Raw genomic sequence first — 22,557 nt, 5'->3', positions numbered from 1 at the left:
GAAGGTAGGCGGCCCGGCAAGCACCACGCCGGCATGGACTTGGTCTCGCGAGCGCATAGACGAAATTACCGTGCAGTGGTCAAATTCCATGATCTTCGACCTGCTGATCAGGGGCCCGAACTGATTTGCAGAACTTCATGAATTATGGCCAACTTCCGCTCGGCTAATTTCGAAAGAGATCCAAGTTTATCTCTTCGCTTTGAGAACAGAGCATCAAACTCGATCGCGTCGCCGTCAAAATTAGGGACTTGCTTGATCTGTCGTAGAGAGAAGCCCCAATCCCACAACAGAGCAACGAGGTCACCAACCAATTTTTGGCCGCGATATATCGGAACTATATGAGTTTCCAGTTCGATCGCAAGACACTCCCCCAGGAGGTCGCCAAAGCCGGTCAATACCTCGTATTCGAGCCCTTGGACATCTATTTTGATTACATCGGGGGGTGGAAGCCCAATCGTGCGGGCTAATTCGTCATAGCGGGTGCATTCGACCTCTTGCGTGCCAATAGTGCGGAATATCCATCCTATGGAATAATGCTGTAAGATATCGAAGTTGGGCTCCCGCAGCGAGGAGCAGCCCGAAGCCGCTGCGATGTAAAGTGTTTGCTTGCCGGAAGCGTTGGTAAGGGCTTTCTCTACGACCCTTGCGCCTGGGATTCTGCAAAGGGTCCTCCTAACCGCAGCCGCCTCGGAGGCTATCGGCTCAAACAGGATCGGCGTAATTCGATCGGCCCTCAACATCCACTTCGTCTGCAAGCCGCCCTGCCCTCCCACATCGACAAGCGTAATTCGATCCTCCGACGGTATTCGCGAGAGTTGTTCTGTCGCTTCAAATGTTGCGACACTAATACTCTGCAAAGCGAATTGATCGCGCCCTGTTCCCGCATAAACAGGGTGGCCGCGGTCGGAGCAACCGATTGAGATCGTGGGATGGCAGTTGACGAACGTGACCTGGATGTCGAGCAAACCAGACTCGGGGGAGTTAACCGATATTTCATGGCTAATCCCGCGGTCAACGACTACTCCTCGGGCGTCAATTTCCGCAACGTTCAGATCGCCGAAATGGTGAATGTAGAAGTTTGCGGACGCGGTCGGTAAAAATTTGAGGAGGCATCTAATCGTTATCATTCGGAACACGAATTCCGAGCCATAGAGCCTCAAGAGATGATAACTCGAAGCAATTGAGTCAGAGACTATAAGCGCTCCTTCCTCGATCCGAGTGAACATCTCATGGGCCACCTGCCAGCTCGCCAGGCTTTCCCCAGTAAATATTTTCGAATAGATTGCCTCGCCCACATTCCCCTCATGACTCGGCCTGGCGCCTATTTCTTTCGTTCTTTGACGCGCACATTGCAGAACGATAGCTCAATCTTATGCGAGCAGCTAGGAGGCGCGAGATGGAAAGGCGCAGGCTCATTTTGGCGACAGTTGGATTTTTAACCGCAAGGCCAACTTTTTCATCGCTGCTGCGTTGGGTCGGTTCGGACAACAGTGTGGGTATCATGCCGAAGCGCGCCTCTTCCGTATCTCCTCCTATCTCCCTCCTCACCGCCCCGATCGAACTCGCTGGCGATTGGGGGCGTATGCTTCCGCGCGCCGCCGAACAGGTCGTTGATCGCATGCGTCATGCCTGCCTTGATGGTGTCCGCCTTCTTTCCGACCGCCAGCCGGCGCGGCTTCGCGTCGACGAGCACACTTCAGGACAGCCTGCCATCTGGCTTCATCCGGACGGCAGCAGCATGGCATGGATCATCGTCGACATCGGCGAACGCGACTGGTCGAAGCTGGCCTATCAGTTCGGGCATGAGCTCGGCCATGTCTTTGCGAACAGTTGGCAGGCCGACGCCAAGCCGGCGCCCCCATGCCAATGGTTGGAGGAAGCGATCGTGGAGGCTTTCTCGTTGCGTGGCCTAGGGCATCTGGCGAAAGGCTGGAAACAAAACCCACCCTTCCCCGGCGACAATGCCTTCGGCGATGCCATTGCTGAATACCGCCAGAACATCATCAAAGGCTATGAGGCGTTCGCCGACACGCAGGGCCTCACCCGCGACCCCGCAGCATGGTTTGCCGACCACCGCAGCGAGATCGAAATTCCGGGTCTTAATCCATTTGCGCAAGCGATGTCCTTGACCGTTCTAAAAGAATACGAGCAGGTTTCAGAATCCATCGAGGCCGTCGGTGCCCTCAATCGCTGGCCTGGTCGGAGCGGCATTCCGGTCGCCAACTATCTCGAGCGATGGAAAGACAGCTGTGCCGAGTTGCACGCCTCACCTCACTTGCCGCTCCGCTTAGGCGAGCTTTTGGGAATGCCGCCAGGCACAAAGTGAGGAGCATGCCGGGGTACTGAGAACCAATCCCCGGTTTGGTGAGCCCTGGGGCATGGCGACTGCTGGAAGCGCGCCAAACCGCACTTCCTGATTTGCCCCAACCGTGATGCTTGCCGCCGCGGTCTGTGGCTGCGGCAGCACGACATGCCGCGATGATGCCAGGCTTGTTTACCGCCGGCTCTGCCCTCTGGTCGCTGGCAAGCCAGGCGGCGCGTTGGGATGCAGATGCGCATCGAAGATAGCGAGCTTAAGCCCATATGTGAGGCGAGTTTGCGTGTTGCAGGCGTCGCAGATGAAGACTTTGGCGCTCTTGATCCATGATCCTTTCCGGACCACCGCAGTTTCACACCCGGGGCAATGGAAAGTTAGATCAGTCTCGAACAGTTCGCGTGCAAGTGTCATCGTTTCGCCTCCGCCGCTGGAGGTGAAGCAAAATTTATGCCGAGCTTGGTGTTCGAGGCTGATACATGTCATCCGTTCACATGGCGGAAGCGTCAGTGACTGCTGATAAAGTTGGTTAGCCGGCGGTATGCCCAACAAGCCTGCGTCGGTCAGGCCCGGCTCGTGGTCTACCCCGCTACCGGCCGGGCCGCCCGCGCCAAGCATCGCATCCGCCACTGCTTCTCAAGCGTCACAGCTGGGGCTGGCGCCCGACGCGGTCGGTGTGGAGAGCTTGGGCGAGTGGCTAGACAGGCAGGGCTTTCCCAGCGGAGAAACGGCCCCAATTCGGACATTGGGGCTGATCTGGCGATCAATGGGGACGAGCGCCATGGAGATCTTTAGAAGCGTTATCTCGACCTGTTGGCTGGCTGTCTTTTAAGGGCCTGTGCGCCCGGCTGGTCAACGTGCGGATCTTGGTATGTCAGGCCGATGAGCAGCCCGAAGTACCCCATTTGCAAAAGCAGTGCTGCTGTTACGGTCCAAACGCCGGCAAGCCACACTGATCCGGTGGCAGTGAAAACCCACGCTACCACGGCGCTGAGTGTCGCGAGCATCCCCAACAAAAACTGCGGAAAATACATCTCCTGCACATTCCCCAACGGAAGAGCACGTCGTATTTCATTATTTTATAAAATACGCAAGTTATCGTCGCTACCCACTTGGCGGCCGCCCCTTTGGGCTCGCAGCGACACCGATCGATACCCGATGGTGCGCGTCCTCGGAGCTGTCGCATCATAGAGCGGTCCCAAAGACCGGGCCGGCGACGCTCGCGAGAGCAGCTACCCTGTCGATCATGGCTAGAACCGCCTGCGGCCTGCTTTGATGCACCATATGTCCGGCATCCAGGACGATATCCAGCAGCGAGTGGCTTATCTCGGCTTGTAGCCGCCGCGCCTCGGCCTTGGCGTCGAACAGCTGATCGCCGGCGCCGGCAATTATCCCGACAGGAACGGCGATGTCGGCGTACCGGCGATTTGGGAACAGTGCCGAGGCCAGCATCAGGAAGGATTCCGCAGAGATCGACCGCAGCTGCGATGGCCGGCTTGCCAATCCCCTTGTCGTTGCCGCAAAAGGTGTCGCGATCGTTGCCGGGTGGAAAATCTTCTTCATTGCCCAGCGCCAGTTCAGCCTGACCAGCGAAGGCAGCACGGCGTGACGCAACACTGTCCCGATCAGGGGCACCGCCGGGAGCGCGGAGATGGCAAGCGCCAGCCTTGGCGGCGGATAATGATAGCCAGCGACAACGACCACACCGGCGACGGATCGGGGATGCCGACGCGCCATCTCGAGCGCTACGGCAGCCCCCCAGGAATGGCCGACAACGATGTAGCGCTCGACGCCGAGTTTTTCGGCCGCAGCCTGGATGAGATCGGCCTGGGCGCCGGCGGTCCAAGGTCCGCCCGCCGGGCGTGGGCTCAGGCCGAAGCCGGGCCTGTCGAAGGCAAGCACGCGATATTTGGCAGCGGCTTCGCCGAAGATGCCGCTTGTCGTGAAGTCCTCCGCCGAAGCGCCGTTGCCGTGCAGGAGCAGCAATGGTTGCCCATGTCCCGCCTCCAGGAAATGCAGCTTCGTTCCGCGGAGGTGGATGAAGCGCCCGAGCGGGCGTCCGGCCAATACCCGTCTCGCAAGGAGATCGTTGTAGAGCGCCAGCCCAGCCGTTGCCGCCGCAAGCAACAGAAGCAGGTTAAGCCTGGACCTTGCCGTCATGAGAGCAGTCGCGTCGCTGCTCGCCGCGATCAGGCCGACCCTTTCTGAGGCAGCTTTGTCTCTTCCTCGACCTGATCCCGCAGGGCCTGCTCGGGTTCCTTGTTCTCAGCTCCGGACGACCGCTTTTGTCGGGCGAGCTCACGATCCACAATCTCGCGCGAGCCTTCCGCGGGATCTTCTTGCGGCGAATCCCTGTCCTTCCCTGCATGCTGGCCGGTCCGGTCGCTGCTTGGGGCCGATCGGGCGGGATCGTCGCTTTGATGGGGCTTCGTCATCGGATACCTCTGCTGACCAAGTGTCTGCGGCTTGTGGGAAGCAGCTCCAAACCTCTGCGGCCCGCCTTTGTTCCGTGAGCGGCTGGGACGCGCCTCGCGCAGCCGCCGCTGGCTCCGCAAGCAGACGGAACCGATAGCTGCTTCTGAAACAAATGTTGTTGAGGCCGGACCGCTGCGCTTCTAGGAATGCGGCACGCGCCCGGTTGCCTCCTGTATCCGCCTCGCGGCGGAGGAATAATGTCTAGCAATTCCCCCTCGGCTTTTTGGAATTCGAAGCGCTCACGCAGGCCGCTTCGAAGCTGTCGAAGGATCATGGCGGAACACTGGAAAGTTTGGTCGCCTTGCTGTTCGAAACGTTGCGCGGGGGAGAAACCTGCCCAAAGGCGGTTCTGGACGCGGTCGTCGCGAGGCTGGAGAAGGAGAGCCGCTAGCTGGCCGGCTTCGCGCGGCCCTCGGCGTCGTCCGAAGTCTCGGGCTCGACGGCCTCCAGGGCATCGACAACCGGCGCCAGTGAATTCTCCTCATCGGGACCGGATTCCACCTCTCCGTTTCCCTCGGCGGTTTTATCGAGAGCGCGTTGGATGGCGTCTTCGATGTTGCCGACCTCCTGCTCCCGCACTTCGCGACCGTAGCCGGCGGCGTCGGCGTCCTGCTCGAACTGCTGCGCCAACATCGGAACGCTGACCTCGGTATCGGCAGGCAAATTGCCGACATTCTCCTCCAGCCAGCTGAGCAGGAATTCTTTCGTCGCGTTCATCGAGCGCCTCCTCGCAGCGAGATAACCGGACCGTGGCGCCGAGGTTCCCGCAAAGCCGAAACCGCGAGGAACGAATGGATCGATGGATGATCGCTCGGCATGAGCGACATCACGGCTGGCGGCGCGCCGCGCGACCCGCATCGGCTGGGCCGCAGCCTCGGCCTGCTCTCGGCGGCCGGGCATGGCGAGGGAGGCCCGGCCTCGAAGTTCGTCACGGCGGCCTATGGCTTCTGGATCTTCCTCTTGTTCACCATCATGCTCTCGGCTTCTTTGCCGCTTACGCTGTCCGCTCCAAGGCGACATAGCGGTCATTCCATCTTCGAATTCAGGTCTGGCGTAACGACGCTCTCAAAAGCAGATGCTTCAGCGATTGAGCACGATGTAGATAGATAGATAGATAGATATATCAGCTTCATGCCGAGGTTTTCTATGAGCGGGCAAAATCGATGTTCCTGGCGGGAGCGCATGACGATCCTCGGCGATGTCCAGGTGGCATCCTTTCTTCCGTGGATCGAGCGTCATGCCGCCAAGCTCGGGCTCGCGCAGGAAATATGCTTTGCCGGTCCCGACCGCATTGAACTCGACATTGCCGGTCCGGCCGAACTCATCGACATGATGGAGATGGGGTGCTCTCTTGGACCAATCGATGTCTGGGTCGAAACCATCCGCCGGGCGCCGATCGAGAGCGAATCGGGCTAGGTTTCTGGGCCTGCGGCCCTCTGCTTGCCGAGGTGTCATGCACCTTTTTTAGGCATTATTGCCAGTGAGGAAATGTTGTGCAAACCTAACCCGGCGTATCGGCATATCCTTGACCGCGAAGCTTCGCTCGGGAAGATGCTGGTGCCGTTTTGAAAGTTGATGCATGCCGCCTTATCCCCCCGGCTCATGGATGCCTGTTGCCCTCTCCGCGGACTTGCCGGCGGGAACCGTAATGCCGGCGCAATCCCCGGCCGGACCGGTTGCCCTTTGGCGAACCCGCTCCGGCCGTGCGGCGGCCTTCGCCGACAGATGCCCCCATCGCGGCATGCGCCTTTCCCACGGCTTCGTACGAGGTGAGACCCTGGCCTGCATCTATCACGGCTGGAGCTACGCCAAGGCGGGAAACTGCCAGCGCATTCCGGCCCATCCGGCATTGACGCCGCCGGACACGATTCGTGTCGCGACGCAGCACGTCGAGGATGGCGGCGGCATCATATGGATTTCGGTTGGCGAACCCGCCGCCGGCCCGCCGCGGTTCGAAGGCCTTGCGCCGCTCCGCTCCATGGTGGTGGAAGCGGGCATCGTGGCGCTGGAGGCGGCCGCGGGTACGAAGGCCGCCGGAGGTCTGCTCGACTACACCCACGATGACCGGGCCGTCTGGCTGCTGCTTGCTCCCGATGGGCAGGCGCGCACGCTGATGCATGTTTTGGTGGACGAGAACAGCAATCCGGACGAGCGTATCGCCGCGTCGAGGGCCGCCGAGGCGCTGCGGCGGGCGGCCGAGGATATTGCACGCGCCGGGATCGCCCGATGACCCGCAACACGATGATCGACGGATGGTACCCTGTCGGCCTTGCTAGCCAGCTCGATGCGCATGGGCGCGTGACGGCCCTGATGGGCGAGCCGATCGCGGTGAGGCGCGGCGAAGACGGAAACGCGAAGGTCACGGGCGGCAACGGACGTGACCTGCCGGCCTGCATCCGCTATGGCCATGTCTGGTCATCGCTCGGTGATCCACAAAAGCCGCTGTTTGCGATCCCCGAGGCCGATCAGCCGGGCCGCCGGCTCGTCGATGTCGGGGTGGTGCGCGTGCGCTGCTCGCCATTGCGTGCGGTGGAGAACTTCCTGGATATCGCGCATTTTCCTTTCGTGCACACCGACATATTGGGGGCCGAGCCGCATACGGAGGTGCAGAACTACAAGGTCGAGATCCGAGAGGACGAAGACGAGGTTTGGGCCACTCAGGTGAAGTTCTACCAACCGCAGGCCGCCAAGTCGGCGGAAGGTGGCATCACCACGGAATACATGTACCGCGTTCCCGCGCCGACCTGCTCGGTGCTCTACAAGACCTGCCCGCCTCGCCCGGCGGAATGGGACGTCATCACACTTTTCGTGCAGCCACTTGCCGAAGACCTGTGCGACGTCTGGCCATGGATGGCGCTGTTCGATGACGAAACACCGATGACCGACCTGATCCATTTCCAGCAGACGATCTTCGTTCAGGACCGGTCGATCCTCGAAAACCAGATTCCGAGGCTGCTGCCGCTCGATCCCGGCATGGAGATTCCCACACGCGCCGACCTTACCTCGGTTGCCTACCGGCGCTGGCTGAAACGCCACGGCTACACCTACGGCGCGCAACTGGTGGCGCAATGAAGCTCTACGACTACGCGCTGTCGCCGAGCTGCTACAAGGTGCGCCTCATGGCTGCGCTGATCGGGATGACGCTCGACATTCGCCCTGTCGACTTCCATCCCGGTTGCGAGCATCGCGGTCCTGAGCTCATGGCGCTCAATCCGGCGGGGTCGATCCCGATCCTGGAGGATGGCGACCTCGTGCTGACCGAATCCTCGGCCATGCTGGTCTATCTCGCCGCGAAGGCGGCAGCCCAATGGCTGGGCAATGATACGGCCGGGCGGGCGGCGCGCGTCCAGCAATGGCTGTCCTTTTCGCACCGGCTGACCGCGAGCCTTGGAGCGGCGCGCTTGCACGAGATGCTGCTGCGTCCGGGCAATATCGCCGCCCTTCGGGAGCAGGGAATAGCGGCCCTGCGGGAGCTGGAAGCCGGCCTCGTCGAACAGCATATCCGCGGCCAGCGCTTCCTCGCGTCGGATCGACCGACGATCGCAGACGTTGCCTGCTTTCCCTATGTTGCGCTGGCGCCGGACGGCGGCGTTTCGCTCGACCCCTATCCCGCGATCCGGCTCTGGTCACGGGCGGTCCGCAGTCTCGAGGGCTTCATCGAGATGCCTGGCATCCACCGGCTGCACGAACTGACACCCGCGCCCGTCCTCGAAGTCGGCGAGGCCTGACGTGGCGGGCTATTTGCTGAAGGGCTGCGCTGCGGTCATCGTGGACGAGGGCAACGGTCCGGACATCCGACGCAATGTCGATGTCTTGACCGACGGCCCGGCAATACGGGCCATCGGCGCAGGCCTCGACAAGGCAGAGCTGCCCGTTGGAACAATCACGCAGGACGCCGCTGGCTGGTTCGTCTATCCGGGCCTCGTCAACACCCATCATCACTTCTTTCAATGCTTCGTGCGCAACCGCGCCGATCTGGACTGGACGAAGCTGTCGGTCATCGAATGGCTCGACCGCATCTATCCCATTTTCTCGCGGCTGACCGAGGAATGCTTCTACCACGCATCGGTCACGGCAATGGCCGAGCTGATAAAGCACGGCTGCACGACGGCATTCGACCATCAGTATTGCTTTCCGCGGCAGGCGGGCAAGCGGCTGATCGACCGGCAGTTCCAAGCAGCCGAACTGCTCGGCATGCGCTTCCATGCCGGACGTGGCGGCAACACGCTGCCCAGATCGGAAGGCTCGACCATCCCCGACGCCATGCTGGAAACGACCGATGAATTCATCGCCGACTGCGCCCGGCTGATCGACGCCTACCATGATGCCGGTCCCTTCGGCATGCGGCAGGTCGTCGTCGCGCCTTGCCAGCCAGTCAACTGCTATCGCGACACCTTCGTGGAATCGGTGGCGCTGGCGCGCGACCGCGGGGTGCGCATGCATACCCATGTCGGCGAGGGCGAAAGCCCGCTAATCGAGGCCCGTCACGGCATGCGCACGGTGGACTATTGCGCGGACATCGGCTTCTGCGGGCCGGATACCTTTTATGCCCATTGCTGGGAACTGACCCACGACGAGCTGCGCAAGATGGCCGCGAGCGGCACCGGCGTCGCCCACTGCCCGGAACCGGTCTATCTCGTCGGCGCCGAAATCACCGACATTCCGGCGATGTCGGCCTTCGGACTCAGTGTGGGTCTGGGCTGCGACGGCGCCGCCTCAAACGACAATTCCAACCTGATGCACTGCATCCATTCTGCCTACATGCTGCAGTGCCTGTCGGCGTCGACGCGCGACCATCCGGTGCCGCCGCCGGCCGATTTTCTCGGCTATGCGACGACCGGAGGCGCGGCATTGCTCGGACGCGGCGACATCGGCAGGCTGGCGCCCCGCATGGCCGCCGACCTCTTCGCCCTCGACACGCGGCGCATGGACTATGTCGGCACGCGGCACGATCCGCTGAGCCTGCTGGCCAAGGTGGGCATCGGCGCGCCGACCGACATGACCATGATCAACGGCCGCATCGTCTGGGCCAAAGGCGAATTCCCGGGGCTCGACGAGGCCAGGCTGTTCGCGCAAGCCGAGGCGGCGCTTGCGACAGTGGAATTTTAGAAACCAAAACAAGGGGAACCGACATGCTGACAAATCTTACCCGCAGAACATTGATGAAAGGCGCGGCCGCCTCTGGGCTCGTCGCGGCGGTGGGCGGCCGCGCGCTTGCCGCCGACGAACCTCTGGGCATCGTGCTCGTGGTCCCCTCGCCGGTCGGCGATGTCGGCTGGGGCCGTGCGCTCGCCGACGGGCTTGAGCCTGTGAAGGCAGCCTACGGCGACAAGGTGAAGGTGACCATCATCGAGAACATACAGGAAGGACCCGATGCCGACCGGATCATGAACAAGGCGGTCGCCGACGGGAACAAGTTCCTGGTCGCCGGCTCCTTCGGCTATCAGAACGGCGCCCTGCAGATCGCGCGTCGCAATCCGGACGTAACCGTGCTGCACGCTTCCGGTTTCCAGGTGGCGCCGAACTTCTCGCCCTTCGCGGCCCAATATTCCCAGGGCACCTATCTTATGGGCATGGCGGCAGCCGCGCTTTCGAAGACTGGCAAGCTCGGCTCGGTCTCTGCCTTCGCCATTCCCGAGCTGATCACCTCCATCAACGCTTTCACGCTGGGAGCGCAGGCGGTGAAGCCCGATGTCGAGGTTTCGGTCGTATGGGTGAACTCCTGGTTCGATCCGGCCAAGGAGCAGGAGGCCGCCAAGGCGCTTCTAGCGCAGAAATGCGACGTGATCTTCTCCAACGCGCAGGACACGCCCTCCGTCGTCTCGGCCTGCGAAGAGGCCGGCGTCCCCGCCTTCAACCTCAACTCGTCGATGAAGAAATACGCGCCCAAAACCTATCTCGGCTGCGTGGCGACCGACTGGTCGCCCTTTTTCAAGGCCTCGGTCGACGCCCACATCGCCGGCACCTTCAAGGGCGCAAACGCTTTCCTGGGTGTCGGCGACAAGGTGGTCGAGGTCGTTGACTGGAACCCGGGTATCCCGGCCGACATGATGGCCAGGATCAAGGATGTTGAAGCCAAGATCGCCGACGGCAGCTTCTCGCCCTTTACCGGTCCGATCGTCAAGGCCGACGGCAGCGAGGGCGTACCCGCCGGCAAGACGATGACGGGAGCCGAGATCGTTGCCATGGACTGGCACGTCAAGGGTGTCACCACGCCGCTGCCCAAGTGACCGTGACCGTCCCGCTCCTGTCGCTGCGCGGCATCTCCAAGAGCTACGGCCAGATCCATGCCAATCGAGACATCGATCTGGATGTGGCTCCACGCTCGATCCATGCGATCCTCGGGGAAAACGGCGCGGGCAAGTCGACGCTGATGAAGCTGATCTACGGCGTCGAGCAGCCGGACGCCGGAATGGCGACCTGGAAAGGAGACCCCCTGGCCCTCGCTTCCCCCGCGGATGCGAGGCGCAAGGGGATCGGCATGGTCTTCCAGCATTTCTCCCTGTTCGAGACGCTGACGGTGGTGGAGAACATCCGGCTGGTCGTGCCCAAGGGCAAATCGGACCATGCCGAGCGCATTCGCATGCTCGGCCGCGACTTCGGACTTGAGGTCGATCCGCTTGCCCATGTGCACGCACTCTCGGTGGGAGAACGGCAGCGGGTGGAGATCATTCGCTGCCTGATGACCGAACCCCAGCTCCTGATCCTCGATGAACCGACCTCCGTCCTGCCGCCGCAATCGGTGGACAAGCTGTTCGAGACTTTGCGGCGGCTGCGCGACGGCGGCGTTTCGATCCTGTTCATCTCGCACAAGCTGGAGGAGATCCGGGCGGTCTGCGACCGAGCGACAATCCTGCGCGGCGGGCGCGTCACCGGCCATGTAGACCCGCGCAACCATGACGCGCACGACCTCGCCCGTATGATGATCGGCCGCGACATGCCGCAGCCCATGCGGGCGTTGGCGCATTCCGGCGGCGAAAAGCGCCTCGAAATTGTGGGCCTGGACCATCAGCCTGACGATCCCTTCGCCGTGCCGCTTTGCGATGTCAACCTGACGGTGCGTGCCGGCGAGATCCTCGGCATAGCAGGCATATCGGGCAACGGGCAGAGCGAACTCGCGGCGCTGATCTCGGGCGAAACGGTGCTGCCGCGCGCAAAGTCCGATTGCATCTACATGATGGGAAAGGATGTCGGCGCGCTCGATGCGGCCGCCCGCCGCCAGCTGGGCTTCGCTTTCGTTCCGGAAGAACGGCTCGGCCGCGGCGCGGTGCCGGAAATGTCGCTCGTCCTCAACAGCCTTCTGACCGCCCATCGGTTCGGCCTGCTGAAACGCGGCCTCGTCGACACAGCCCGGGCGAAGGCTTTCACCGAGAACTGCATCCGGCAATACGACGTGCGCACGCCCGGTTCTGAAGCGGAGGCCGGCGCGCTTTCAGGCGGCAATCTGCAAAAGTTCATCGTCGGCCGCGAGATCATGCTGTCCCCGAAATTGCTGTTCGTGGCACAACCGACCTGGGGCGTGGACATCGGCGCGGCCTCCGCCATCCGCCAGCGCCTTGTCGCCCTGCGCAATGAGGGCATGGGCATCCTCCTCATCTCGGAGGAGCTGGAGGAACTGTTCGAACTCTGCGATTCAATCCAGGTGATCCATCAGGGCCGGCTGAGCCCGCCGCTGGTGACGCGCGACACCAGACCCGAGGAGATTGGCCGCTACATGATCGGCGCGCATTCAACGGCCAGGAAGGTCCCGGCATGAGCGCTCTCTCCGGTCCGTTCCTTCCCCTTCTGGTTCGCCGGGAGCATGCCTCGCTTACCGTGAAGCTGGTCGCCCCGCCCGTCGCGCTCGCCCTGGCGACGCTGCTTAATCTCGGCCTCTACATCCTGATGGGCCGCGATCCGGTAGCCGTTTTCCACGCGATGCTTCTGGAGCCTTTCCTGTCCTGGTCGTCGTTCTCGGAAGTTCTGCTGAAGACGGGGCCGCTCCTGCTGATCGCGCAGGGGCTTGCGATCGGCTTTCGCGCAAAGGTCTTCAACATCGGCGCCGAGGGCCAGTTCATCCTCGGCGCGATCTTCGCATCGGCCATTCCCATCTGGTTCCCGCAGGCAACGGGCCAGTGGATCTGGCCCTCCATGCTCGTCATCGGGGCGCTGGGCGGCGCGCTGTGGGCGTCGCTCACGGCCTTCTGGCGCGTGAAGCTCAACGCAAACGAGATCCTCGTATCGCTCATGCTGGCGCTCGTTGCCGCGCAATTGCTCAACTACCTGCTTCTTGGCCCCTGGAAAGACCCAAACGGCTTCAACTTCCCGCAATCGGTGATGTTCCAGTACGACGCGATGGTGCCGATCCTGATCCCCGGCACCCGCGTCAACGTCTCGCTGCTTGTCGCCTGCGCCTTCTCCCTCGCGGCCTGGGTGTTCATGCAGAGGAGTTTCGCGGGCTACAAGCTGCAGGTCGGCGGCCTCGCGCCGCGTGCCGCCGGATACGCCGGCTTCAACGAAGGACGCGCGATCTGGCTTTCGCTTCTCATCGGCGGCATCGCGGCAGGCCTCGCCGGAGCGGCCGAGGTGGCCGGGCCGCTCGGACAGTTGCAACGCTCTATCTCGACCGGCTACGGCTATGCCGCCATCATCGTCGCCTATCTCGGTGGCCTCCACCCGGTCGGCATCGTCTTTTCCGCGTTGCTCATGGCGGCCCTCTATATCGGTGGCGACAACGCCATGGTCTCGGCAAATCTGCCGGTCGCTGCGGTCAGGGTCTTCCAGGGCAGCCTGCTGCTTTCCTATCTTGTCGCCATCGCCTTCGTCCGCTATCGGCTCGAATGGCGCCATGCCGCCCACGGAAGCACGCCATGAACGCCGTGGAATTCGTCCTCGCCGGGATGTTGGCGGCGGCTACGCCGTTCCTTCTGGCGGCGCTCGGCGAACTGGTGGCCGAGCGCGCCGGGGTCCTCAATCTCGGTGTGGAGGGCCTGATGGCCCTCGGCGCAGTCATCGCCTTCATCATCGTCTATCAAGGCGGCGGGCATCTCCTGGGTTTCCTCGCCGCTGGTCTCGCCAGCGCCGCTCTTTCCCTTGTCTTTGCCGTCGTGGCGCTGGGATTCCGGGCGAACCAGGTTGCGACGGGCCTCGCCACAGGCATCCTCGGCCAGGGCCTGTCGGCGCTGTTCGGCAAGAGCTTTGAGAGCCTCACGGTCAAAGGGCTTCCGAAGGTCTCATTGCCCTGGCTTTCAGATATCCCGGTCATCGGTGGCTTGTTCACCCAAGACATTGTCGTGTGGCTTTCGCTTGCTGCGACCGTCGCCATTTGGGCGATGTTCGCCTACACCAAGACCGGCCTCGTCATCCGCGCGGTCGGCGAGAATCCCAAGGCGGCCCGTGCGCTCGGCTATCCGGTAATCGCCGTGCGCTTCGCCGCGGTCGCTTTCGGCGGCGCGTTGGCGGGTTTCGCCGGTGCCTACGCGGCCGTGGTCTACACTCCGCTCTGGGCCGATGGCATGATCGCCGGGCGCGGCTGGATAGCAATCGCGCTCGTCGTCTTCGGCACTTGGCTCACCAGCCGTATCTTCCTTGGTGCTTGCCTCTTCGGCGCCGTGTCCCTCGCAAGCCTCGCGGCCCAGACAACCGGGCTCGACGTTTCCTCGCAACTTCTATCAAGCCTGCCCTATCTCGTGACAATCGTCGTGCTGGGCATCATTTCTTCGAACCGGCGTCTGCTCAAGCTCAACGGCGTGGCTTCGCTGGGAGAGCCTTTCGAACAATAGTGTCGCTCGCCGCCCGGGCACGCAATAACCCGACATCTGAGCTCAGGTCGCGCCATATCTGAGGCATGAGGGCTGCACGCAATCCTCAAGTCCATGCCTTAAAATGCTGAGCTGATCCCATCCCGGGCGACGTGCTTTTTAGTGACAGCATGGCGAATGTCGTGAGTGGGGCCAAATGCGGACCGGCGGTTTTCAGGGCCGGAATGGCGAAAGCGGACACTTATGCTGCATGTGCTTTGCCGAGCCCCCACCATTGCGGTAGTCTGCAAACATGCTTAATCGCTAATCGACCATTTCGCTGAGGGGGCGGAAGTTCATGGAGATGCAGCAGGTCCGCTATTTCTTGGCCCTGTCTAACACGTTGAATTTCACCAGAGCGGCCGAGGAATGCAACGTCACTCAGCCGGCTCTTACGCGTGCAATCAAGACGCTTGAAGAGGAACTAGGTGGAGAGCTCCTCAGGCGCGAGCGTCAGCACTCGCACCTCACGGAACTCGGGCGCCGCATGCTGCCGTTGCTGCAACAGTGCTATGATGCAGCCATTTCCGCCAAGTCACTAGCCAAGGCGGTGCAAAGCAGTGACGTTGCGCCGCTCAACGTCACCATTTCCAACAGCGTCAACATTGCGCTGCTGGTTTCACCATTCACCGAGCTCTTTCGGGCCTATCCGGGCGTGCATCTCAAGATCCACCGGGGCTCACCAGCGGCCGTGATAGAGGCGCTGAAAGGCGGCGAAGTGGAGTTGGCGATCGCCGGTCCGCTCGGACAGGCCTGGGACCGGCTGGACGTATGGCCGCTGTTTCAGGAAGGAATCGAGCTCGCCGTAAATTCAGATCACCCGCTCGCCCGGCGAAACGAGGCCGATGTCGCGCTGGCTCAACTCGCCGCCGAACCTGTGCTCAGCCGGATCGATTGGGAGACGAGCGAGGAACTCGCGCGTTGTCTTTCCGCCAAGGGGTATACGCCCAGGACTGCGCACGAAGTCGAGACGGACCAGGATCTCCTGGCACTGCTTGAGGCCAATGCCGGAGTGGGCTTTGTCACGCTTACGGCGCCGCGATCCCCGACCACACGCCGGCTCAAACTTCGCGATCTGGACGTCTCGCGGGTCGTTTCGGTCTATGCGGTTGCGGGCCGGCAGCGCTCGCCTGTCGCGACGACGCTGCTTAATCTGCTGCGGGCGGCCGACTGGTCGTCCTTCGGTGTCAGCGAGCCCGCCTGAGCGCCACGATCAGGTCGTCGATGTCCATGCGACGGCGGTAGTCCGGATCGACGAAGCGATCGGTAATGATCCCGTCGGTTCCGACGACGAATGTGGCCGGGATCGGCAGGAACCAGCTGCTGTTGCCCTGATAGTTGGGGATGTCGAGCCCCAGTCCCATAAGCCGCTCCATTTCCGCGCCGACCCAGATCGCGAGGTTGAGCGACAACGCATACCCGTTGTCCATGTCGATCAGGAATGGGAACTGTGCGCCGACCAAAGCCTTCATCGCTTTGGCGAATTTGCGCCGTTCCGGCATGATCGCAATCACCTGTCCGCCCAATTCCGCGATCTCGCGCTGCGCCTCGACAATTCCGATGGCGTTCAAGCGGCAATAAGGGCACCAGTGACCGCGCTGAAAGGTGATGACGGCTGGGCCCTTTGCCAGGATTTCCGCGAGGCTGACGAGTCTGCCATCGTCATCAGGCAGCAGGAAACCAGGCATGGCTTCGCCCGGAGCTGGCGCTATTGTGCCGGCCCCTTGCTTCTCGAGGCGGTCCACGAGTCGCTCTACGGCATCGGCGAATTCCGGGTTTAGACGGCGAACCGCCGCGGCAATTACCGCAAGCCGTTCATTGAGAGGCGCATCAAGCTCGATGGCTGCCTGGACGGATTGCTCGAATGTCATTGCCTGGTCGTCAGCGGCCATGTCTGCACTTTCACACGTCCGGCATAGCCTACCACCGTAGCCCCTCGGCAATTGCCATGTTTTTCCTGCATGGTTTTGATGCCCTGCGTGCATCGACACATGCCAGGCCTGTGTCCTACTTCGCTGGCCCCAGCCGACGCGTTACATCATGTTCCTGATATCCGCTGTGAAGGTCGGGAAAGCGCAGACCATCTTAGACAGCTCTCGTGCCGTGATGCCGTGCTTCATCGCGAGCGCAAATATGTGGATCAGCTCTTCGGCGGCATGGCCGACCAGGTGAGCCCCAAGGATCCGGTCTGTCGTTTCCTCGACGATGATCTTCGACCATGCTACCGGCTCGGCGTAAGTCCTGGCCGAAAGCCAGCCTTGCATGTCGTTCGAGTGGACGTTGATGATGAAGCCGCGTTCCCTCGCCTTGGCCTCGGTCAATCCGACGGTTGCCACAGCCGGAATGCTGTAGAGCGAGGCGGGTATGTGGCTGTAGTCGGGCCGGTGTTTCGGACCGTCGACAATATTGCGGCCGACGATGCCGCCCTCGTAGGTCGCGATCGGCGAAAGCTGCGGAGAATTCCACACTGCATCGCCGCAGACATAGACGTCCGGGTTGGAACGGGACCTCAGATGATCGTCGATCTCGATGCGGCCTTCGCGATGCACGATGACGCCGGCGCCGAGATCGAGGCCCTCGACACTGGCCACGCGCCCGGCGCAATTGACAGCCCGATCCGCATTCACCCGGTATTCGGCGCCATCCTTCGCGAACCTCACCCGCAGTCGCCCGTCGACCTCCTCGATCTGCTTGACCCAGACCTTGGTATGGATGCTGATACCCAGGCGCTCGCTCTCGTCACGCAGCTGAGCAACGGCATCCACGTCGAAGCTTCCCAGAAGCTGCGGCAGCGCTTCGAGGATGGTGACTTCGACGCCGGCGCGTGCATAGACGTGGCCCAGTTCGAAAGCGATAACGCCGCCGCCAATGAACACGACAGCGCGAGGCAACACAGGATCGCTCAGAACATCGTCGGATGTGGTCAGAAATTCCGAACCTGGGATCGACAGCGGGCGCGGCTTCGAGCCGGTGGCGATGACGATGTTCCTGGCCTCGAATTCTCGACTGCCGACGCGGATGGCGTTGCTGGCGACAAACGTGGCCTGACCGTAGATGACATCGACGCCTCGCTTGGCCATCAAACCGGACAATCGGGACGGGATGTCTCTGATGATGTCCTTTTCCCGCTCGATCAAAGCTCGCCAATCGAGCCGCGGCGGTTCGATCCTTATTGCATGATCGCCGGCCCTTGTGATCTCGTCGAGCGCGTGGGCTGCCGCGACCAGCACCTTCTTCGGCGTGCAGCCGCGATTGGGACAGGTTCCACCGAGATCGCGAGCCTCGATCATGGCGACGGAAAGTCCGGCGGCGCGTGTCGCAACCGTGACGCCCATTCCGGCATTGCCGCCGCCCAGGATCACGACATCATACTTTTCCATCGCATCGCCTCCGCCGCTCTAATGAAGCTTGATGCGCGGCCTGGCGCGCCTGACGATCATCTCGCCGATCGAAGCCAGCGTTGTCCGCGCCAGGCCGTGCACCGCCCTGAGATGCATCTTGTGCAACGAGCGATAGACGAGCCTCGCAACGAGACCTTCAATCTTCAGTCCGCCGATCAGGCTGCCGAACGCACCGTAGTCGGCGAGTGAGACGAGGAAACCATAGTCGCGGTAGCGATACGCAGGCAGGCCCCGCCCCGCGAGACGTGCCGCAATCACCCTGGCCATGTGACCTGCCTGCTGATGGGCTGTCTGGGCGCGCGGCGGCAAGGCGTTTTCTTCGCCCGGCAGCATACAGTTCGCGCAGTCGCCAATCGCGAACACATTCTCGTCTGCGACGGTCCGCAACGTTTCATCGACGATCAGGCGGTTGATGCGATCGGTTTCGAGACCATCGAGGCTTTTCAGGAAATCCGGCGCCTTGATACCGGCCGCCCAGACGACCAATTCGGCAGGCACAAAGAGCTTTTCGCCGAGCCGTATACCGTCTTCGGTCACCTCGGTGACCTTGATGCCGCAGCGTATCTGCACGCCCAACTTGATCAGCAAGCGTGCCGTGGCGCGCGCCATCTGCTCAGGCAGCGCAGGCAGGATCCTCGGTCCGGCTTCGACTATGGTGATGCGGATCAGCCTTTCGAAATCGATGTTGTCGAGATTATGCGACGCAATCTCGCGCATCGACTTGTGAAGTTCCGCTGCCAGTTCGACGCCGGTGGCGCCGGCGCCGACGATGACGCAATGAAGCTGACCAGGTGAAAGCTGCTCATACTGCGCATTGGCGCGCAGGCAGGCGTCTATCATGCGCTTGTTGAAGCGGGCGGCCTGTTCCGCGGTGTCGAGCGAAATGGCATGGCGCGCAGCGCCCGGCGTGCCGAAGTCATTGGTCACGCTGCCGACGGCCATGACCAGCGTGTCGTAGCCCAGAACGCGCGGCGGGATGATCTGGCGACCGTCATCGTCGAAGCTGGGCGCGACGAAAACCTGGCGTTTGGCACGATCGATGCCGACGACCTCGCCAATGCAGTATCGGTAGCCGTGGCGGCTGGCATGGGCGATGTATTCGACCGCATCGTGCGATGCGCTCAAGGCGCCGGATGCCACCTCATGCAACAGCGGCTTCCAGATATGAATGCGGTTTCGGTCGACAAGCGTGACGGAAAGCCGCCGGTTGCCGAACTTGCGGCCGAGGCGCGTCGCCAGTTCCAGGCCGCCCGCGCCGCCGCCTACGATGATCACGCGGTGCAATGACTTGTCCGCATGCGAGGGAGTCTCCGGGATCGTGCGGAACAGCGCAGCATTGTTGGCGAGCACAGCTTCCGGGATCAACCGCATGCCGGGGGTGACGATCTGCATCGGTGGTCTCCGTATCTTCCTCGGCGCGGCACGTCACTCTTGGGATTCGTGGATCACGATGCCTTGCAGCATGTCGACCTCGCATTCCCAGGGCTTGTCGGCGAGGACGCGCTGCCCATGCTCGTATCCTGCCTGCCAGCGCGTGCGTATGCCCGAGCGGGTGAAGTCGATATCCTTGGTGTGGTCCTCGCCGTCCAGACGCGGCGAAAGCAGGCGCACGAGGTGCATGACCGACGGGCAGCCATAGGAGGCGAGTTCCTTGAACATCGGATCCTCGCGACGCTCCTCCGGCACGAGCCTTCCCAGTTCGCGCACGACATGCCGCAACCGATGCAGTTGCTCCTGCCGTGCCACGTGGCTCCGGCCGCGACTGGCGTATTGAAGGTCTTTCTGCCGCCCCATGACCTGCCAGATCGATTTCGGCTCGTTGGCGCGGGGCTGCCACATGTTGACGGCAAAGATCAGCGCGTCGCGCCGAGGGCGCTCGTCCAGCACGACCTCGATGGGCGTGTTCGAATAGATGCCGCCGTCCCAATAGGGCTCGCCGTCGATGCAGACTGCCGGAAACGCCGGCGGCAAGGCGCCCGACGCCATAATATGCGCCGCCGACAGGATCATCTCGCGCGTGTCGAAATATTTGAGCTCGCTGGTGTTGACGTTGACCGCGCCGACCGTCAGCCGCGTATGGCGCCCGTTGAGGTAGTCGAAGTCGATCAGATTGTTCAGCGTCCTTTTGAGCGGATCCGTGGTGTAGTAGGATGCGTTCTCGACACCGACCTCGCGGTTGACTCCGAACATGGCGCTTGGATTCGGTTCGAAGAATCCGGGGATGCCTCGCATCACCGTGCCCATATTGGCAAAGACATTGCTTGGAACCATCATCCGGAAAAACTCGTCGAATGGGCTGCTCCGGCTGACGCCGTCCCAGAATTCCCGGAGCCTCGCCAGACGGTCGCTGGGCTCGTTTCCGGCAATCAGCGCGGCGTTGATGGCGCCGATGGACGTGCCGATGACCCAATGCGGTTCGATGCCGCCTTCGACCAGCGCCTGGTAGACGCCGGCCTGGTAGGCGCCGAGCGCACCGCCGCCTTGAAGGACAAGAACGGTCTGACGCTTGACGTCGCTCTGGTGTCCCGTCGCCGCCTCTGCTCCCGCAACGGACAGGTTTTGCGTGATCTTGTTCATCGCCTTCGCTCCTCGTGCGCGTCTAGTGGGCGGTCCAGCCGCCTTCGATCGGGATCACGGCACCGGTGATCGAGGCCGCGTCGTCCGAAGCCAGGAACAGGCAGAGCGCGGCAACCTGCTCGACGGTGACGAACTGCTTGGTAGGCTGCGCTGCCAACAGAACATCCTTGATCACCTGCTGCTCGGTGATACCGCGCGCCTTGGCGGTATCCGGTATCTGCTTCTCGACAAGCGGCGTGAGCACGTAGCCGGGGCATACGGCGTTGACTGTGATGCCCTGTTCGGCAACTTCCAGCGCGACGGTCTTGGTCAGGCCGGCGACACCGTGCTTGGCCGCGACATAGGCGGACTTGTAGGGAGAGGCGACGAGCGCGTGCGCCGAGGCCACGTTGATGATGCGACCCCATTTGCGCGCCTTCATCGCCTGCAACGCGCGCCGGATCGTATAGAACGAGGACATGAGATCGATCGCCATGACCGCTTCCCATTTCTCGATCGGGAAGTCGTCGATCGGCGCGACATGCTGAATGCCGGCGTTGTTGACCAATATGTCGACGGCGCCGAACTCGGCGATGGCCTTGTCCATCATCGCCGTGATCGCGTCGCCCTTGCTCATGTCGGCATTGTCGTATCGAACGGCGACCTGATGATCGGCCGCAAGCTTGGCCCGCAGGCGTTCGATCTCGGCGGCGTCGCCAAAGCCGTTCAGAACGATGTTGCAGCCCTTGGCCGCGAAGGCTTCGGCAATGCCTTGCCCGATGCCGCTGGTCGAACCGGTGATGAGCGCTGTCTTGCCTTTGAGCATCGTCTTGTCCTTCCGATTGCGCTACGAGCGACGGGGTGCGGGCCGGCTCTGGATCTGATGATTAGTATGGTGAACCGCCGCAAGCTGCGGAAATGCCGTTGAGACATGGATTCGATAGCTGACGGTCAGATGATCGTTGAAGCCGTGGATGTCGATCGACCGGTCCGGTTGTTTGACGTAAGGGCAGCTAGTAAGATTGCATGGCAACTCGGGCCGTGCCCATGCACGTCCAGTGAGGGAGCGTGCAGTGGAGATCAGCCAGGTCCGATACTTCTTGGCCGTCGCCAAGGAGCTGAATTTCACGAGGGCGGCCGAGCGGTGCAATGTGACGCAGCCAGCGCTGTCGCGCGCCATCAAACTCCTGGAAGATGAATTCGGCGGGCCGCTTTTCCATCGTGAGCGCCGTTTCACTCACCTCACCGAGCTCGGCCGCATGGTGGAGACCTATCTCGAGGGAGTCTTCGAGAACTCTCGCCAGGCAAAGCAGATTGCCGAGCAATATGTCACCCTGAAGAAGATGCCGCTCAAGGTCGGCATCATGAGCACCATCGCTCCGGACGAGATCATCGAGCTCATCGCGGCCGTGCGGGCGCACCACCCGGGCGTCGAGCTGCATCTGTGTGATGCGGACGCGGTGAGCCTCAGGAGAAGGCTGCTCGAGGGTGAACTCGAAGCAGCTATCTATGCATTGCCTTCAGACGCCCCCGACGAAGAAATGCACGCTCTGCCGCTCTTCCAGGAGCAGATGGTGATGGCTGTTCACCTGACCCATCGCCTTGCCAATCAGCGCGCGGTGCGGGTGAAGGATATGAGCAACGAAAGCTACATCCACCGCAACAATTGCGAGTTCGCGGGCTACGCGGATGCCATCCTTGCCGAGCAAGGCGTCACGGTCAGTCCGGTTTACTGGAGCGATCGTGACGACTGGACATTGGCGATGATCGCTGCCGGGCTTGGCTTCGGCTTCATGCCCGAGCATACCGTCAAGCATCCTGGCGTGGTGCCTCTGCCGATCACGGAGCCGGAATTCTGGCGCGAGGTCAATCTCGTCACGGTACGCGGCCGCAGGCATTCGCCCGCGGTCGGCGCTTTGGTGTGGGAGGCCACGCAGAAGAAATGGTTCGGCGAGCGGGTGAAGGCGCTGTCCGCCGCCGAGTAGGTTTGCCGGGACAGGCAGCATGCGTTGCATGCCCATTGGATATCCGG

General features: G+C 62.3%; 22 protein-coding genes. 13 read left to right on the top strand and 9 right to left on the bottom strand.

Features of this window, described 5'->3' with window-relative positions:
• Positions 1-107 precede the first annotated feature (107 nt).
• Positions 108-1,295 carry an FkbM family methyltransferase gene (locus tag LB565_RS09550; protein WP_224583218.1) on the bottom strand — a complete coding sequence of 396 codons (1,188 nt, stop codon included), beginning with the start codon at positions 1,293-1,295 and terminating at the stop codon, positions 108-110.
• A gap of 101 nt (positions 1,296-1,396) precedes the next feature.
• Here LB565_RS09550 and LB565_RS09545 point away from each other — a divergent pair, with 101 nt between their 5' ends.
• A complete protein-coding gene (locus LB565_RS09545) occupies positions 1,397-2,326 on the top strand; it encodes a hypothetical protein (protein ID WP_224583216.1) in 930 nt (309 codons plus the stop codon).
• 1,173 nt (positions 2,327-3,499) lie between these two features.
• On the opposite strand, the gene LB565_RS09540 is transcribed toward LB565_RS09545, so the two are convergent.
• The 3 genes from LB565_RS09540 to LB565_RS09530 form a co-directional block, all read right to left on the bottom strand.
• Entirely contained in the window at positions 3,500-4,474 is a 975-nt protein-coding gene (locus tag LB565_RS09540; RefSeq protein ID WP_224583214.1) for an alpha/beta fold hydrolase, read from the bottom strand.
• A 29-nt stretch (positions 4,475-4,503) separates the two neighbouring features.
• Positions 4,504-4,749, bottom strand: coding sequence for a hypothetical protein (locus tag LB565_RS09535; RefSeq protein ID WP_224583212.1), 246 nt, complete (start codon positions 4,747-4,749; stop codon positions 4,504-4,506).
• Between the two features lie 427 nt (positions 4,750-5,176).
• Positions 5,177-5,506 (bottom strand): hypothetical protein, encoded by a 330-nt coding sequence (locus LB565_RS09530; protein ID WP_224583210.1) that lies wholly within the window; start codon positions 5,504-5,506, stop codon positions 5,177-5,179.
• A 99-nt stretch (positions 5,507-5,605) separates the two neighbouring features.
• Here LB565_RS09530 and LB565_RS09525 point away from each other — a divergent pair, with 99 nt between their 5' ends.
• The 11 genes from LB565_RS09525 (at position 5,606) to LB565_RS09475 (ending at position 15,772) form a co-directional block, all read left to right on the top strand.
• Entirely contained in the window at positions 5,606-5,899 is a 294-nt protein-coding gene (locus tag LB565_RS09525; protein ID WP_224583208.1) for a hypothetical protein, read from the top strand.
• Between the two features lie 72 nt (positions 5,900-5,971).
• Positions 5,972-6,205, top strand: coding sequence for an acylphosphatase (locus tag LB565_RS09520; RefSeq protein WP_411970626.1), 234 nt, complete (start codon positions 5,972-5,974; stop codon positions 6,203-6,205).
• Between the two features lie 163 nt (positions 6,206-6,368).
• Positions 6,369-7,019: a Rieske 2Fe-2S domain-containing protein gene (locus tag LB565_RS09515; RefSeq protein WP_224583206.1), complete on the top strand. Its 651-nt coding sequence runs from the start codon at positions 6,369-6,371 to the stop codon at positions 7,017-7,019.
• The gene (locus tag LB565_RS09510) at positions 7,016-7,861 is read left to right on the top strand and encodes an aromatic ring-hydroxylating oxygenase subunit alpha (RefSeq protein WP_224583205.1); all 846 of its coding nucleotides are present in this window, start codon (positions 7,016-7,018) and stop codon (positions 7,859-7,861) included. Before LB565_RS09515 ends, LB565_RS09510 begins: the two co-directional genes overlap by 4 nt.
• Positions 7,858-8,517, top strand: a complete 660-nt coding sequence (locus LB565_RS09505; RefSeq protein WP_224583204.1) for a glutathione S-transferase family protein — start codon at positions 7,858-7,860, stop codon at positions 8,515-8,517. Before LB565_RS09510 ends, LB565_RS09505 begins: the two co-directional genes overlap by 4 nt.
• A gap of 1 nt (position 8,518) precedes the next feature.
• On the top strand, positions 8,519-9,898 hold the full coding sequence (locus tag LB565_RS09500) for an amidohydrolase (RefSeq protein WP_224583203.1): 1,380 nt from the start codon (positions 8,519-8,521) through the stop codon (positions 9,896-9,898).
• A 26-nt stretch (positions 9,899-9,924) separates the two neighbouring features.
• Positions 9,925-11,019 (top strand): BMP family ABC transporter substrate-binding protein, encoded by a 1,095-nt coding sequence (locus tag LB565_RS09495; protein ID WP_224583538.1) that lies wholly within the window; start codon positions 9,925-9,927, stop codon positions 11,017-11,019.
• 2 nt (positions 11,020-11,021) lie between these two features.
• Entirely contained in the window at positions 11,022-12,545 is a 1,524-nt protein-coding gene (locus LB565_RS09490) for an ABC transporter ATP-binding protein (protein ID WP_224583536.1), read from the top strand.
• A complete protein-coding gene (locus tag LB565_RS09485; protein ID WP_224583194.1) occupies positions 12,542-13,642 on the top strand; it encodes an ABC transporter permease in 1,101 nt (366 codons plus the stop codon). Before LB565_RS09490 ends, LB565_RS09485 begins: the two co-directional genes overlap by 4 nt.
• Entirely contained in the window at positions 13,639-14,550 is a 912-nt protein-coding gene (locus LB565_RS09480) for an ABC transporter permease (RefSeq protein WP_224583192.1), read from the top strand. Before LB565_RS09485 ends, LB565_RS09480 begins: the two co-directional genes overlap by 4 nt.
• 316 nt (positions 14,551-14,866) lie before the next feature.
• Positions 14,867-15,772, top strand: coding sequence for a LysR family transcriptional regulator (locus LB565_RS09475; RefSeq protein WP_224583190.1), 906 nt, complete (start codon positions 14,867-14,869; stop codon positions 15,770-15,772).
• Here LB565_RS09475 and LB565_RS09470 read toward each other — a convergent pair.
• The 5 genes from LB565_RS09470 to LB565_RS09450 form a co-directional block, all read right to left on the bottom strand.
• The gene (locus tag LB565_RS09470) at positions 15,756-16,460 is read right to left on the bottom strand and encodes a peroxiredoxin-like family protein (protein ID WP_224583188.1); all 705 of its coding nucleotides are present in this window, start codon (positions 16,458-16,460) and stop codon (positions 15,756-15,758) included. The genes LB565_RS09475 and LB565_RS09470 overlap by 17 nt on opposite strands.
• Before the next feature lie 141 nt (positions 16,461-16,601).
• Entirely contained in the window at positions 16,602-17,948 is a 1,347-nt protein-coding gene (locus LB565_RS09465) for a dihydrolipoyl dehydrogenase family protein (RefSeq protein ID WP_224583186.1), read from the bottom strand.
• Positions 17,949-17,966: 18 nt separating this feature from the next.
• A complete protein-coding gene (locus LB565_RS09460; RefSeq protein WP_224583184.1) occupies positions 17,967-19,361 on the bottom strand; it encodes an NAD(P)/FAD-dependent oxidoreductase in 1,395 nt (464 codons plus the stop codon).
• A 33-nt stretch (positions 19,362-19,394) separates the two neighbouring features.
• Complete coding sequence (locus LB565_RS09455; RefSeq protein WP_224583183.1) at positions 19,395-20,546, bottom strand: patatin-like phospholipase family protein; 1,152 nt, start codon at positions 20,544-20,546, stop codon at positions 19,395-19,397.
• A gap of 22 nt (positions 20,547-20,568) precedes the next feature.
• A complete protein-coding gene (locus tag LB565_RS09450; RefSeq protein ID WP_224583181.1) occupies positions 20,569-21,351 on the bottom strand; it encodes a 3-hydroxybutyrate dehydrogenase in 783 nt (260 codons plus the stop codon).
• 247 nt (positions 21,352-21,598) lie between these two features.
• On the opposite strand from LB565_RS09450, the gene LB565_RS09445 reads away from it, so the two are divergent.
• A complete protein-coding gene (locus LB565_RS09445) occupies positions 21,599-22,510 on the top strand; it encodes a LysR family transcriptional regulator (RefSeq protein WP_224583179.1) in 912 nt (303 codons plus the stop codon).
• Positions 22,511-22,557 lie beyond the last annotated feature (47 nt).

It is taken from the genome of Mesorhizobium sp. CA14 (assembly GCF_020165195.1).
GTDB lineage: Bacteria > Pseudomonadota > Alphaproteobacteria > Rhizobiales > Rhizobiaceae > Mesorhizobium.
Note: the sequence above shows the minus strand (reverse complement) of the source record. Positions and strands in the feature narration are given on the sequence as shown.